The sequence below is a fragment of the Rhodococcus sp. G6(2025) genome, from assembly GCF_058628105.1.
Window position 1 is genome coordinate 3,270,838 of sequence record NZ_CP179750.1, and the last position, 12,298, is coordinate 3,283,135.

The window sequence follows — 12,298 nt, forward strand, 5'->3', positions numbered from 1 at the left end:
ATCAGCTCCCGGTGGCCTTCTGGTACGCCGCGATGTCCGAATCGAGTTCGGTGAGTACGTCGTTCCAGTTCGGCGACCACACCTGCACCCCCTGCAGTGCTCGCGCCGGGGCGCTCTCGCCCGCGGTGGCGCGCACGTCTTCGCGGACCGACATGCCGAGCGCGTCGTCGGCGACCGTCTTCTGCGACTCCTCGGACAGCAGGAACTCCATCAATTGTCTGCCCTGCTCGCTGCGGGGCGCGCCCTTCGTCAGACCCATCACGTACGGCAGGGCGACGGTGGTGCGGGTGCCGTCGGCGGCGGCGGGGAAGAAGAGGTCGAATGTCGAACCGTCCTCGGCGATGGACGTGAGGTTCATCTGGACGTCACCGTTGGCGACGAGCAGTTCGCCGTTGCTGACCTTCGGCTGCAGCTTGCCGGTCGAGGACGACGGTCCCACGTTGTTGACCTGAAGCTTGGTGAGATAGTCGAGTGCGCCGTCCTTGCCCCTCAGGTGCTGCAGGAGCAGCAGCACCGCGGTGCCGTCGCCGGCCTGGCCGGGGGTCGAGTACTGGATCTTGCCCTTGAACTGGTCGGACAGCAGGTCGTCCCAGGTCCGGGGAGCAGGCGAGGCCGCCGGGTTGGCGATGAAGGACAGGTAGTTCTCGACGACGGGAACGAAGTGACCGGCCGCGTCCTTCTCCGCCGCGGGAACCGCGGAGGCGTCGACACCGCTCGGAACGAGCAGTCCCTGGGAGTCGGCCTTCTGGATGAACGGCGGCAGCGTGACGACGACGTCGGCCTGCGGGTTCGACTGTTCCTTCTCGAGGCGAGAGACGACTTCGCCGGATCCGGCCTCGACGAGGTTCACCGCGATCCCGGTCTGTGCGGTGAAGGCGTCGAAACGCGATTTGTACCAACCGGAGAGCCCGTCGGCGCTGTAGACGGTGACGGTGTCGGTGCCCGAACCGGCGGCGGTGCCGGTTCCGCCGCAGGCGGTTCCGAGGGTGAGGACGGTCGCGGCCAGGGCGGCAGCGGCGATCCGGGGGCGAAGACGCATGACGGGTTCCTAACGATGAGGGGGATTGCGAAACGGAGCTTGCCGTTTGGTCTAGACCAGTGGGCCACTGCGAGAAGAACGGCAGGTGAACAATTGGTATAGACCATTTTTCGGGTACGCTCGGCCGCATGAACGACGACAGCGGCGCGTCCGGGGAGTCCGCGTTGATCGACACTACGGTGGCGCTGCGGTCGCTGTGCTGCGTCTACGACGGCGAGGGGTGCGACTGGCTCACACCGCAATTCAGAGGGTCGACGACGTGATTGCCGTCGCGCGCACAGTACGAGACACGGTGATACCCACACCATGACGGAAACGCGGAACGTCCCCAAGTACTACCGGGTCCGCACCGAACTCGAGTCGATCCTCGCCGAACTCGAGGTGGGGGACGCGGTCCCTGCGGAGCGGGAACTGGCCCTGCGGTTCACGGTGTCCCGCGAGACGGTGCGGCAGGCCATCCACGAACTGCTGGTCGAGGGTCGCGTCGAACGTCGCGGCCGCGGCACCGTCGTCGCCAGCCCGAAGCTCGTGCAGCCGCTGTCGTTGCGGTCCTACACCGAGGGTGCGCTCAGTCAGGGCCGGGTGCCCGGGCGCGAACTGGTGACGTTCGAGGAGCTCGGTGCCGACGCGGACCTCGCCGAGGCGCTCGGTCTCGCGTTCGGGGCGCCGGTGATCCACCTCGAACGCGTCCTGCTCGCGGACGACGAGAAGATCGGGCTCGAAAGCACCCATCTGCCCGCCGAACGGTTCGGGGAGATGGCGCGCAGGTTCGACCCGGGCACCTCGCTGTACGCGGCGATCCGCGAGACCGGCGTGGTGTTCGCGTCGGCGACCGAGCGGATCGAGACGGTGCTGGCCTCCCCGCGGGAGGCCGCGCTGCTCGACTCGACCACCGCGATGCCGATGCTGCGGCTCCATCGTGTCTCGCTCGACACCGACGGCGTCCCGATCGAACGGGTGCGTTCCCTCTACCGCGGCGACCGGATCGCCTTTCTCACCACACTGCGGGAGTGATGTCGACGCGCACGACGGGTCCGGGGGCGTCCGGGTCGTGCACGGGGCTAACCTGGTACCCATGTCTGTCCGCACAGCACTGAGCCCCGGAACCGTGTCGCCCGTCCTCGCCGTACCGGCGGGGATCGAGCGTCCCGAGTATGCGTGGAAGCCCACGGCGAAGGAAGGCAACGAGCCGTGGGTGCAGACCCCGGAGACCATCGAGGCCATGCGGGTGGCGAGCAAGATCGCGGCGCAGGCCCTGCAGGAGGCCGGTAAGGCGGTGGCGCCGGGTGTCACCACCGACGAGCTCGACCGCATCGCGCACGAGTACATGATCGATCACGGCGCCTACCCGTCGACGCTCGGATACAAGAGTTTCCCCAAGTCGTGCTGCACGTCGCTGAACGAGGTGATCTGCCACGGCATCCCCGACTCGACGGTGATCCAGGACGGCGACATCGTCAACATCGACGTCACCGCGTACATCGGCGGCGTGCACGGGGACACCAACGCCACGTTCCTCGCCGGGGACGTCGCCGAGGAGAACCGGTTGCTGGTGGAGCGGACCCACGAGGCGACGATGCGCGCCATCAAAGCCGTCAAGCCCGGCCGTGCGCTCAACGTCATCGGCCGCGTCATCGAGTCGTACGCGCACCGCTTCGGCTACGGCGTGGTCCGCGACTTCACCGGACACGGCATCGGCACCACCTTCCACAACGGCCTCGTCGTCCTCCACTACGACGAGCCCTCCGTGGACACGGTCATCGAACCCGGCATGGTGTTCACGATCGAACCGATGATCAACCTCGGCGACATCGGCTGGGAGATCTGGGACGACGACTGGACCGTCGTCACCAAGGATCGCAAGTGGACGGCTCAGTTCGAGCACACCATCGTGGTCACCGAGACCGGCAACGAGATCCTCACCCTGCCTTGAGTGAGAGCCGGTGGAAGGGCGCCCTGCTCGTCGCCGGCACCACGTCCGACGCGGGCAAGAGTGTGCTCGTCGCGGGACTGTGCCGGATGCTCGCGCGGCGAGGTGTCCGGGTGGCGCCGTTCAAGGCGCAGAACATGTCGAACAACTCCGTCGTCACGCTGGACGGCGGCGAGATCGGCCGGGCGCAGGCGCTGCAGGCCGCGGCCTGCGGACTCGAGCCGAGTGTCCGCTTCAACCCCGTACTGCTGAAACCGGGGAGCGACCGCACGTCGCAATTGGTGGTGCGCGGCCGCGCGGTCACGTCCGTCGGAGCCCGCGACTACATCGAGCACCGGCAGCACCTGCGTGCGGTGGTCGCCGAGGAACTGGCGTCGCTGCGCGCCGACTACGACGTCGTGATCTGTGAGGGAGCGGGCTCACCCGCCGAGATCAACCTGCGAGCCACCGACCTCGCCAACATGGGGCTCGCCCGGGCCGCGGGCCTGCCGGTGATCGTCGTCGGCGACATCGACCGCGGTGGAGTGCTCGCCCACCTGTTCGGCACCGTGGCGGTCCTCGAACCGGACGACCAGGCGTTGATCGCGGGATTCGTGATCAACAAGTTCCGCGGCGACGTGTCGTTGCTGGGGCCGGGCCTCGAGCAGTTGACGGCCGTGACGGGACGCCCGACGCTCGGGGTGATTCCCTTCGCCGAGGACCTGTGGCTCGACGCGGAGGATTCGCTCGGTGTGGTGGGGGACGCCCCGGTCGGACGTCCGGCGCCACCGATCGGCGACGACTGGCTGCGGGTGGCCGCGATCCGCCTGCCCCGCATCTCCAATTCGACGGACGTCGAGGCGCTCGCGTGCGAACCCGGGGTGTCGGTGCGCTGGGTCACCGATCCGTCGCGGCTGGAGGACGCCGACCTGATCGTCCTGCCCGGCAGCAAGTCGACCGTGTCGGATCTGGAGTGGTTGCGCCGCAACGGCATCGCGGATGCGATCGCCGCGCACGCGAAACGCGGCGGTCCGGTGCTCGGCGTGTGTGGCGGCTACCAGATGCTCGGGTCCGTGATCGTCGACGACGTCGAATCCGGCCGGGGTGCGGTGCCCGGTCTCGGACTGCTCGACCTCGAGGTGGAGTTCGCCCCGGACAAGGTGCTCGCGCAGGTGCGCGGCAACGCCCACGGAGTTCCGGTGTCCGGGTATGAGATCCATCACGGCCGGGTGCGGCGCAACGGCGACGAGCCCCTGCTCCACGCGAGCAGCGGCGCCGCGGAAGGCAGTATCCGCGGCGCCGTGTACGGCACGCACTGGCACGGACTGCTGGAGACCGACCGTTTCCGCCGGCTCCTGCTGGACGACGTGGCCGATCACGCGGGGAGAACCGGTTTCGTCACCGCACCCGACACGGATGTCGCCGCGATCCGGACCGCTCAACTCGATCTGCTGGCGGATCTGGTGGAGCAGAACCTCGATCTCCGTGCCCTGGAGGACCTCCTCGGCGCAGGTGCCCCGGAAGGCCTTCCGGCCATCGCGTCGACCCTGGTGCGTTAGGCCGTCGCGCGGCGGACGAGCGCCCACGCCGCGATGATCCCCGCGGCCGCGGCCAGTGCCGGCAGCCACACCATCGGCACCGACCGGGGCGCGGCGGCGAACCAGTGGCCGATGTCCGGCCACCACTTCTGCCACGTGATCACGAACGCGGCGGCGCCTGCGGCGAGGAGAGTGCCGACGCCGAGCGTGAAGAGCCCCACCACCCGCCACCGGTGATGCAGTGCGCCCAGGAACATTCCGGCCGCCGCGGTCAGTGACAGGAAGGCGAAGTAGGCGGCCAGTTGTATGACCGGGTCGGACGTGAAGTAGTTGGGTATCGCGAACATCCGCATCCCCACACCCCAGCCGCCGGTGGCCTCCTCGATCAGCGACAGTCCGTAGAGCATTACCCCGAACACGAAGACCTGGACGGCGGCGACGATCAGGGTGGCCGCGAAATAGTCGCGTCGGGTGACGCTCATCCCCAGTGCGAACGGGAACGTCTGTGTCATGGCCTGCAGGTAGAACGCGAGAGCGAACCCGAACAGCGAGAAGACGCCGCCGGTGAAGTTGGTGTCGCTGCCGGTGTCGCCCACCATCGCGAAGATGGCCGCACCGATCGTGAACGACGCGACCAGCACGCCCAGTGGCCACGCGACGAGCAGGGGCCAGGCGACGGTGTGGATGCGGGAGACGGTCAGGACCCGGTTCGTCATCGTGCGTCCTCCTTGGTGGCCGTGGTGCTGCGGACCACGAGTTGCTGAAGGCTGAGCGGCTCGAAATGCAGGCCTTCGTCGACCGCCCGGTCCCGTTCGGAATCCGACAGGGTGGTCTGCACGGTTGCCCGTTCGTGATTACCCAGCGATTCACGGTGCAGGACAGTCTTGTTCGAGGTGAAGTCGGCGACGAGCGAAGCCAGGCCGGAGACGACGACGGCGCCTTCGCGCAGCGCGTCGGTGTCCTCGTCGAGGATGATCCGTCCCTTGTCGATCAGGATCACGTGTTCGATCAGGTCGCTGACCTCGTCGATGAGGTGTGTGGAGAGCACGACCGTGCGCGGGTGTTCGGCGTAGTCGGCGAGAAGCCGGTCGTAGAAGAGGTGCCGTGCCACCGCGTCGAGGCCGAGATACGGCTCGTCGAACAGGGTGAGCGGTGCGCGGGAGGCGAGACCGACCGTCACGCCGAGCGCGGACGTCATGCCCCGCGACAGCTTCTTCACCTTGCGGCACAACGGAAGGTCGAAATCCTCCAGCAGTGTCTGTGCGAACTCCTCGTTCCAGTGGGGGAGCAGGTGCCGTGCGGTCGCGAGGACGTGCCCGACCTTGAATTCGTCCGGGTATTTCTGGCTCTCCTTGACGAAGCACACGTCGGTGAGTGCCCGGGAATTCTCGTGCGGAGCCTGACCGAAGATCTCGACCGTGCCCGAAGTCTGGAACTCCTGGCCGGTGAGGATCTGCATGAGCGTGGTCTTGCCGGCGCCGTTGCGGCCGAGGAGGCCGTAGATCTTGTTCTCCTGCAGGGAGAAGTCGATCCCGTCGAGTGCGACGAAGTCGCCGAATCGCTTGCCGAGGCCCCGCGCCGAGGCGACCGTCTTCGTGTCGAATGCTGTGCCGATCATCGTGCTCCCTCCCGTTGGTCGAGCATGGTCTTGAGTTCGGCGATGCTGACGCCGAGTTTGTCCGCCTCGGTGACGAGCGGGTCGATGAACTGGCGCGCGAACCGTTCGCGTCGCCGGAAGCGCAGCGCGTTCCGGGCGCCGGAGGTGACGAACATTCCGATTCCCCTCTTCTTGTAGAGGATCCCGTCGGCGACGAGCTGATTCAGCCCCTTGGCTGCGGTCGCCGGGTTTATCCGGTGGAACGCGGCGAGTTCGTTGGTGGACGGCACCTGGCCTTCCTCGGGAAGGGTTCCGTCGATGATCGAGTTCTCGATGAGTTCTGCGATCTGCTGGAACAGCGGTCTGCCGTTGTCGATCATCGACGCCCGCCTCGTCGGTTGATCGGTTCATTGCTCATGTAATGAACCATAGAACCAGGGAGGTCCGAGCGCAAGACGTCCCCGATCGCGTAGTTTTTAGCCCATGGAACTGACGCACGTGGCGGTGGGAAATGGAACCTGCACGGTCCGCATCGACGGACCGGAGAGCAAACACACCGTTCTCCTACTGCCGGGGGCCGGCGACGGACCGGATGTCTACGACGGCGTCTGCGAGCGCCTGCACAATTCCGATCTGCGCACGATCGTGCCCGAGGACATCACCGGTCTCGACGAGACGACGATCATGGCTCTGCTCGACGAACTGAAGGTCGGGTGGGTCAACCTCGTCGGCAGCCGCGAAGGAGCCGAACTGGCGTGGTCGCTGGCGGCTCGCCAGTTCGGACGCTTCGCCAGCCTCGTGGTGGCCGACCGGGGGCATCCGGCGGCACCCGACTCCGCCGGTGCGGTGCGCGGATCCGACTGCCCGCCGGTCGAACTCCCCACGACCGTGATGGTCGGCAGCCCCGACCGGCGTGCCGAGGCGGACGCGAGCGGCCGCTTCGTCTACTCCGACTTCCGCGTCGTACAACTCGACGACGTCACCAACGTCCCGGCCGCGGCGGCGGCGGAGCTGGCCACCGAGATCGTCCTCCGTACCAGCCCCTGGTAGATCCCGGCCCCACGCCGAGCGCAACCGTGCTCAGCGTGGGGCGTACATGATGACGGCCATGCCCAGCAGGCAGATCAGGGCGCCCGAGACGTCCCAGCGGTCCGGGCGGAAACCGTCCGCCACCATGCCCCAGATCAGCGAGCCCGCGACGAACACCCCGCCGTACGCGGCGAGGATGCGGCCGAAGTGGGCGTCCGGCTGCATCGTCGCGACGAACCCGTACGCACCGAGCGCCGCCACACCGGCGCCGATCCAGATCCAGCCCCGGTGCGCGCGGACGCCCTGCCACACCAGCCACGCGCCGCCGATCTCGAACAGCGCCGCGACGGCGAACAGCGCGACGGACTTGGCGACCGTCACTCGGGCGGCAGCTCGAGGCCGAGGAGAGCGTTCTCGACGACCTCGGGCAGCGCCGGGTGGATCCAGTACTGTCCCCGCCCCATCTGCTGCGCCGTCAGCCCGAAGCTCATCGCCTGGATCAGCGGCTGGATCACCGTGGGTGCCTGGGCGCCGATCACGTGCGCACCGAGCAGACGCCCGGTGCCGCGTTCGGCGATGACCTTGCACAGCCCCTCGTCGTCCTCCATCGCCCACCCGTAGGCGACGTCGCCGTACGCCTGCACCTTCACCGTGATGTCCCAGCCCGCCTCCCGGGCCTCGGCCTCGGTCAGCCCGACGTGCGCGATCTGCGGGTCGGTGAACACGGCGGCGGGTACGAACCGGTGGTCCGCGGCGCGCAGACCCGACGTGTCCTTCCACGCGTCCTGCAGGAGATTGTGCTGAACCACTCGCGCCTCGTGGTTGGCGACGTGCTTGAGCTGGTACGGCGAGGAGACGTCACCGAGCGCGAAAACGCCTTCGGCACTGGTCCGTTGGTAGTCGTCGACCACGACGCGTCCCTCGTCGTCGAGGTCGATGCCACCGGCGGCGGCCCCGATGGCGTCGCCGTTCGACTGCCGCCCGGTCGCCACCAGGAGAACGTCACCCGAGACGACGGTGCCGTCCTCGAGTTCGACCGCGACGCCGTCACCGTCGCGGCGCACGGCCGCGACGGCGCTGCCGCGGTGCACGTCCCATTTCTTCTGGGCGAGATCCGTGAACCGGCGCGAAACGTCCTCGTCGAGGTGCCGCAGCAGGTGGGAGCTGCGCGCGATCAGCGACACCCGGGTGCCGAGCGCGGAGAACACGTGCGCGAACTCGGCGGCGATGTATCCCGCACCGATGATCACCATGCGCTCGGGCAGCTCCGGCAACCGCATGATGTCGTCGTTCGTGTAGTACCGCACACCGGATTCCCGGACCACGTAGGGAATGATCGGCCGGGACCCGGCCGCGATCACCACCTGGTCGGCCGTGACGACCTCCCCGGTACCGGTGTCGAGGGTCCGTGGGCCCACGAACGTCGCGTGCCCGCGGAACAGCGTGGTGTTCGGGCTGTCCTCGGCGCGGTAGCGCTCCCCGCCTGCCGAGATCGGGTCGATTCGGCCGAAGACCCGTTTGACGATGTCCGGCCAGCGCACCCCCTCGAGCTCTGCGTCGACGCCGTACTTCGCGGAATTGCCGACCGTGCGGGCCACCTCCGCGGCGTAGACGAACATCTTCGTCGGGATGCAACCCACGTTCAGGCACGTCCCGCCGAAGATGCCCTCCTCCAGGATCGCGACCGTCTTGTCGGCGAAGCGTTCGTCGGGCAACGAGTTTCCGGACCCCGAACCGATGATCGCCAGATCGAAATGTGTCATCGGTTGGCCTCCGCAGCGTTGTGGCCGTGCAACCAGTCGAGCCAGAGGTCCACTTCGGCGAACGCCTCCGCCCGGGGCTTGTCGGCGGACAGGAACACGTCGTGCCGGGCGCCCGCGATGGGCACGATCGTGGTGCGGTCACCGAGGCACCCCGCCCAGCGGGCGATCTGCCGGACGTCGAGGACGGCGTCGGCCGTGTCCACCCTGGGGTCGTACCGCGGCGCGAAGTACGACGCCTTGGACCGGAGGATCAGGGCCGGAACCCCGATGTCGAGACCGCGGTGCAACTGGGCATGGCCGCGGCGTACCGCGCGCAACCACCCGAACGTCACCGGAAAACCGCTCAGCGGCTTCCAGTCGAGGTTGTAATTCCAGATGCCGTTGCCCTCCACGTGCAGGCTCACGCCGTACGTGTCGAGCCCGGTCTTCGGGATGATCGACTTGCGTTTGACGCGCCCGAGCGCATCGACGGCCACCGTCCCCACGTTCCGCAGATACGACGGACCCTGCAGGTCGAACCACGGGCTGTTGAGGATGACCCCGCTGATGCCGAGTGCCGCGGTGCCGCCCGGCTTGCGCTGCAGGCGGTGCAGCCACAGCGGCAGAACCAGACCGCCCGTCGAATGCGCGACCAGCAGGACCTCCCCGTCACCGGTCTGTTCCCTGACCTGGCGCAACGCCTCGTTCAGCTCGGCGTCGTACAGCGTCAGATCGGAGACGAAGTGCGGCGTCTGGCCGGGTTCGAGCGAGCGGCCGCACTTGCGCAGGTCGAGCGCGAAGAACGCGTAACCCTGTTCGGCGAAGTGCTCGGCCAAGTGCTTCTGGAAGAAGTAGTCGGTGAATCCGTGAACGTAGAGCACGGCGCGGCCGGTCTTCTTCGTCTCCTGCGCGGGCTGGTAGCGGATCAGCGTCGCCTTCACCTCGCCCTCGCGGTCCGGGTCGGTGCCGAGAGGAATGGTCAGCTGCTGATATCCGTCGCCGAGAACGTCGGGAGCCCATGTAGTCACAGATCACAATCTAATGTGCGATTCGGGGGCGCGGGGAGGCGCACAATTGGGGCAGGTGATTCTCGCTCATACGCGCGGGTAACCTATCCGGCGAACACGGCAGGCGTATGCGCGTACGGCTATGGACAAGGAAGTCGATACTCCAGTGTCAGATCAGAATGCGGTAGAGACGAAAACGGATGTAGTGCTGGTTGGCGCGGGCATCATGAGCGCGACGCTGGGAGCGATCCTGCGTCAGGTGCAGCCCGATTGGTCGATCACCACATTCGAGCGGCTCGACGCAGTAGCCGCCGAGAGCAGCGACCCGTGGAACAACGCGGGCACCGGCCACTCCGCGCTGTGTGAGCTCAATTACACCCCGCAGAACGCCGACGGCACCGTGGACATCACGAAGGCCGTCAACGTGAACGAGCAGTTCCAGGTGTCGCGGCAGTTCTGGGCGCACGGTGTCGAGAGCGGTGTGCTCACGCACCCCAAGGAGTTCATCAACCCCATCCCGCACGTGAGCTTCGTGCACGGCGAGGCCAACGCGAAGTACCTGCGGGCCCGCTACGACGCCCTCGCCGGTCACCCCCTGTTCGCGGGCATGGAGTACATCGACGCACCCGACGAGTTCACCCGTCGCCTGCCGTTGATGGCGAAGGGCCGCGACTTCAGCGATCCCGTCGCACTCAACTGGACCCAGGACGGCACCGACGTCGACTTCGGCGCCCTGACCAAGCAGCTCCTCGGTTACGTCGGCGCATCCGGCGGCGTCGTCCACTTCGGGCACGAGGTCACCGACCTCACCAAGCAGTCCGACGGCAGCTGGGTGGTCAAGGTCACCAACCGCCGCAACGGTGTGAAGAAGGTCGTGCGCGCCAAGTTCGTGTTCGTCGGCGCCGGTGGCGGTGCGCTGCACCTGCTGCAGAAGTCCGGCATCGAGGAGGCCAAGGGCTTCGGCGGGTTCCCCGTCAGCGGCGCGTTCCTGCGCTGCACCAACCCGGAGCTCATCGACCAGCACCGCGCCAAGGTCTACGGCAAGGCCGCCGTCGGCGCGCCGCCCATGTCGGTTCCGCACCTCGACACCCGCGTGATCGGCAACAAGCCCGGACTGCTGTTCGGGCCGTACGCCGGCTGGTCGCCCAAGTTCCTCAAGCAGGGCCGCGTCACCGACCTGCCCAGCTCGGTCAAGCCGAACAACCTGCTCTCGATGCTCGGTGTCGGCGTCAGCGAACTCGGTCTCGTCAAGTACCTGATCAGTGAGCTCGCGATGTCCGAGGCCGGCCGGATCGAGACCCTGCGGGAGTTCGTCCCGAAGGCGCTCGGCAAGGACTGGGAACTGATCACCGCGGGCCAGCGCGTCCAGGTCATCCGTCGAGCCAAGGGCAAGGGCGGCGTTCTCGAGTTCGGCACCGCCGTCGTCAACGCCGCTGACGGCACCATCGCGGGCCTGCTCGGCGCGTCGCCGGGTGCGTCGACCGCGGTGCCCGCCATGCTCGACGTGCTGCAGCGCTGCTTCCCGACCCAGTACGAGTCGTGGAAGCCGAAGCTCCAGGAAATGGTGCCGTCGCTGGGCGTGAAGCTCTCCGACGACACCGCGCTGTTCTCGCAGGTGTGGGACTGGACGTCGAAGGTGCTCCAGCTCGACACCAGCAAGGTGGAGGACGCGTCGGTCGCGGTCTGACGCACCGACCGGCCCGGGTTCGCGGGCGCGCACACTTGCCGGTGCTGTGCGATAGTTGCCTGTCATGACGGCAACTGCAGCACTCAAGCGTTCGTGGGCACTCGATCTCGACAACAAGACGCTCTACGAGTTGCTCAAGCTTCGCGTAGAGGTCTTCGTCGTCGAGCAGGCGTGCCCGTACCCGGAACTCGACGGCCGTGATCTGCTGGCCGAGACCCGCCACTTCTGGCTGGAGCAGGACGGTCAGGTGGTCTGCACTCTCCGCCTCCTCGAGGAGCACGCCGACGGCACCACGTCGTTCCGCATCGGTCGGCTGTGCACGTCGCGGCCGGCGCGCGGGCAGGGGCACACGACGCGTCTGCTGCGCGCCGCGCTCGCCGAGGTCGGCGACGCGCCGTGCCGCATCAACGCGCAGACGTATCTGGTGGACATGTACGCCAAGCACGGTTTCAAGCCGGACGGCGAAGAGTTCGTCGAGGACGGCATCCCGCACGTCCCCATGCGGCGCGGCGGCGGCGCTGCGTACGAGGCGGCGGAGGCGGCCCCGTCGAGCGCCGCGCAGTGAGCGCCGACTAGGGTCGTCAGGTGAATGTCCGCGGGGAAGTCCTGTTCGAATCAGGCGCGGTCCCGCCACTGTGACGGATCTCTGACCGGCTGCCACCACCCTGGTTGCCGATCCGGTCTCCCAGCCAGATTGCCGCGGCGTTCGTACCGGCCAAAGCTCTCGGCGAGGAAACCGGGACGTGAAGG

At 67.8% G+C, this 12,298-nt stretch carries 14 protein-coding genes; 7 read left to right on the forward strand and 7 right to left on the reverse strand.

All coding sequences use genetic code 11. The annotated features are described in order from the left end of the window. Position 1: 1 nt before the first annotated feature. Positions 2 to 1,039, reverse strand: a complete 1,038-nt coding sequence (locus ACLIVD_RS14915; RefSeq protein WP_477954283.1) for a 2-aminoethylphosphonate ABC transporter substrate-binding protein — start codon at positions 1,037 to 1,039, stop codon at positions 2 to 4. 128 nt (positions 1,040 to 1,167) lie between these two features. On the opposite strand from ACLIVD_RS14915, the gene ACLIVD_RS14920 reads away from it, so the two are divergent. The 4 genes from ACLIVD_RS14920 to ACLIVD_RS14935 all read left to right on the forward strand — a co-directional run bounded on the left by ACLIVD_RS14920 (position 1,168) and on the right by ACLIVD_RS14935 (position 4,507). Beyond that, positions 1,168 to 1,302: a hypothetical protein gene (locus ACLIVD_RS14920; protein WP_283353838.1), complete on the forward strand. Its 135-nt coding sequence runs from the start codon at positions 1,168 to 1,170 to the stop codon at positions 1,300 to 1,302. Positions 1,303 to 1,345: 43 nt separating this feature from the next. Continuing rightward, positions 1,346 to 2,053 carry a GntR family transcriptional regulator gene (locus tag ACLIVD_RS14925; RefSeq protein WP_105419360.1) on the forward strand — a complete coding sequence of 236 codons (708 nt, stop codon included), beginning with the start codon at positions 1,346 to 1,348 and terminating at the stop codon, positions 2,051 to 2,053. Positions 2,054 to 2,114: 61 nt separating this feature from the next. Beyond that, entirely contained in the window at positions 2,115 to 2,972 is an 858-nt protein-coding gene (map, locus tag ACLIVD_RS14930; protein ID WP_283353839.1) for a type I methionyl aminopeptidase, read from the forward strand. Continuing rightward, positions 2,969 to 4,507: a cobyric acid synthase gene (locus tag ACLIVD_RS14935; RefSeq protein WP_283334774.1), complete on the forward strand. Its 1,539-nt coding sequence runs from the start codon at positions 2,969 to 2,971 to the stop codon at positions 4,505 to 4,507. Before map ends, ACLIVD_RS14935 begins: the two co-directional genes overlap by 4 nt. Here ACLIVD_RS14935 and ACLIVD_RS14940 read toward each other — a convergent pair. The 3 genes from ACLIVD_RS14940 to ACLIVD_RS14950 are packed head-to-tail and all read right to left on the reverse strand — an operon-like array spanning position 4,504 to position 6,463. Then, positions 4,504 to 5,202 carry an ABC transporter permease gene (locus ACLIVD_RS14940; protein WP_283334773.1) on the reverse strand — a complete coding sequence of 233 codons (699 nt, stop codon included), beginning with the start codon at positions 5,200 to 5,202 and terminating at the stop codon, positions 4,504 to 4,506. The two genes, ACLIVD_RS14935 and ACLIVD_RS14940, sit on opposite strands and share 4 nt — an antisense overlap. Continuing rightward, entirely contained in the window at positions 5,199 to 6,104 is a 906-nt protein-coding gene (locus ACLIVD_RS14945) for an ABC transporter ATP-binding protein (RefSeq protein WP_491932629.1), read from the reverse strand. The genes ACLIVD_RS14940 and ACLIVD_RS14945 overlap by 4 nt, the downstream gene beginning before the upstream one ends. Continuing rightward, positions 6,101 to 6,463: a GntR family transcriptional regulator gene (locus ACLIVD_RS14950; RefSeq protein WP_005259287.1), complete on the reverse strand. Its 363-nt coding sequence runs from the start codon at positions 6,461 to 6,463 to the stop codon at positions 6,101 to 6,103. The genes ACLIVD_RS14945 and ACLIVD_RS14950 overlap by 4 nt, the downstream gene beginning before the upstream one ends. Positions 6,464 to 6,566: 103 nt before the next feature. Between ACLIVD_RS14950 and ACLIVD_RS14955 the strand changes: the two genes are divergently transcribed. Beyond that, entirely contained in the window at positions 6,567 to 7,133 is a 567-nt protein-coding gene (locus ACLIVD_RS14955; protein ID WP_011598449.1) for an alpha/beta fold hydrolase, read from the forward strand. Positions 7,134 to 7,163: 30 nt separating this feature from the next. Here ACLIVD_RS14955 and ACLIVD_RS14960 read toward each other — a convergent pair whose 3' ends face one another. The 3 genes from ACLIVD_RS14960 to ACLIVD_RS14970 are packed head-to-tail and all read right to left on the reverse strand — an operon-like array spanning position 7,164 to position 9,882. Beyond that, positions 7,164 to 7,493, reverse strand: a complete 330-nt coding sequence (locus tag ACLIVD_RS14960) for a YnfA family protein (protein WP_280784616.1) — start codon at positions 7,491 to 7,493, stop codon at positions 7,164 to 7,166. Next, a complete protein-coding gene (gene mtr, locus ACLIVD_RS14965) occupies positions 7,490 to 8,875 on the reverse strand; it encodes a mycothione reductase (protein ID WP_491932630.1) in 1,386 nt (461 codons plus the stop codon). Before mtr ends, ACLIVD_RS14960 begins: the two co-directional genes overlap by 4 nt. Continuing rightward, entirely contained in the window at positions 8,872 to 9,882 is a 1,011-nt protein-coding gene (locus tag ACLIVD_RS14970) for an alpha/beta hydrolase (protein WP_491932631.1), read from the reverse strand. The genes mtr and ACLIVD_RS14970 overlap by 4 nt, the downstream gene beginning before the upstream one ends. 121 nt (positions 9,883 to 10,003) lie before the next feature. Here ACLIVD_RS14970 and mqo point away from each other — a divergent pair, with 121 nt between their 5' ends. Both mqo and ACLIVD_RS14980 read left to right on the forward strand, forming a co-directional pair. Continuing rightward, the gene (gene mqo, locus ACLIVD_RS14975) at positions 10,004 to 11,548 is read left to right on the forward strand and encodes a malate dehydrogenase (quinone) (protein WP_491932632.1); all 1,545 of its coding nucleotides are present in this window, start codon (positions 10,004 to 10,006) and stop codon (positions 11,546 to 11,548) included. A 64-nt stretch (positions 11,549 to 11,612) separates the two neighbouring features. Next, positions 11,613 to 12,113, forward strand: coding sequence for a GNAT family N-acetyltransferase (locus ACLIVD_RS14980; protein ID WP_491932634.1), 501 nt, complete (start codon positions 11,613 to 11,615; stop codon positions 12,111 to 12,113). The last annotated feature ends 185 nt before the right edge of the window (positions 12,114 to 12,298 follow it).

Coding starts and splice junctions, on each gene's coding strand:
- ACLIVD_RS14915 (WP_477954283.1), bottom strand. CDS start 1,039: ATGCGTCTTCGCCCCCGGATCGCCGCTGCCGCCCTGGCCGCGACCGTC.
- ACLIVD_RS14920 (WP_283353838.1), top strand. CDS start 1,168: ATGAACGACGACAGCGGCGCGTCCGGGGAGTCCGCGTTGATCGACACT.
- ACLIVD_RS14925 (WP_105419360.1), top strand. CDS start 1,346: ATGACGGAAACGCGGAACGTCCCCAAGTACTACCGGGTCCGCACCGAA.
- map (WP_283353839.1), top strand. CDS start 2,115: ATGTCTGTCCGCACAGCACTGAGCCCCGGAACCGTGTCGCCCGTCCTC.
- ACLIVD_RS14940 (WP_283334773.1), bottom strand. CDS start 5,202: ATGACGAACCGGGTCCTGACCGTCTCCCGCATCCACACCGTCGCCTGG.
- ACLIVD_RS14945 (WP_491932629.1), bottom strand. CDS start 6,104: ATGATCGGCACAGCATTCGACACGAAGACGGTCGCCTCGGCGCGGGGC.
- ACLIVD_RS14950 (WP_005259287.1), bottom strand. CDS start 6,463: ATGATCGACAACGGCAGACCGCTGTTCCAGCAGATCGCAGAACTCATC.
- ACLIVD_RS14955 (WP_011598449.1), top strand. CDS start 6,567: ATGGAACTGACGCACGTGGCGGTGGGAAATGGAACCTGCACGGTCCGC.
- mtr (WP_491932630.1), bottom strand. CDS start 8,875: ATGACACATTTCGATCTGGCGATCATCGGTTCGGGGTCCGGAAACTCG.
- mqo (WP_491932632.1), top strand. CDS start 10,004: ATGGACAAGGAAGTCGATACTCCAGTGTCAGATCAGAATGCGGTAGAG.
- ACLIVD_RS14980 (WP_491932634.1), top strand. CDS start 11,613: ATGACGGCAACTGCAGCACTCAAGCGTTCGTGGGCACTCGATCTCGAC.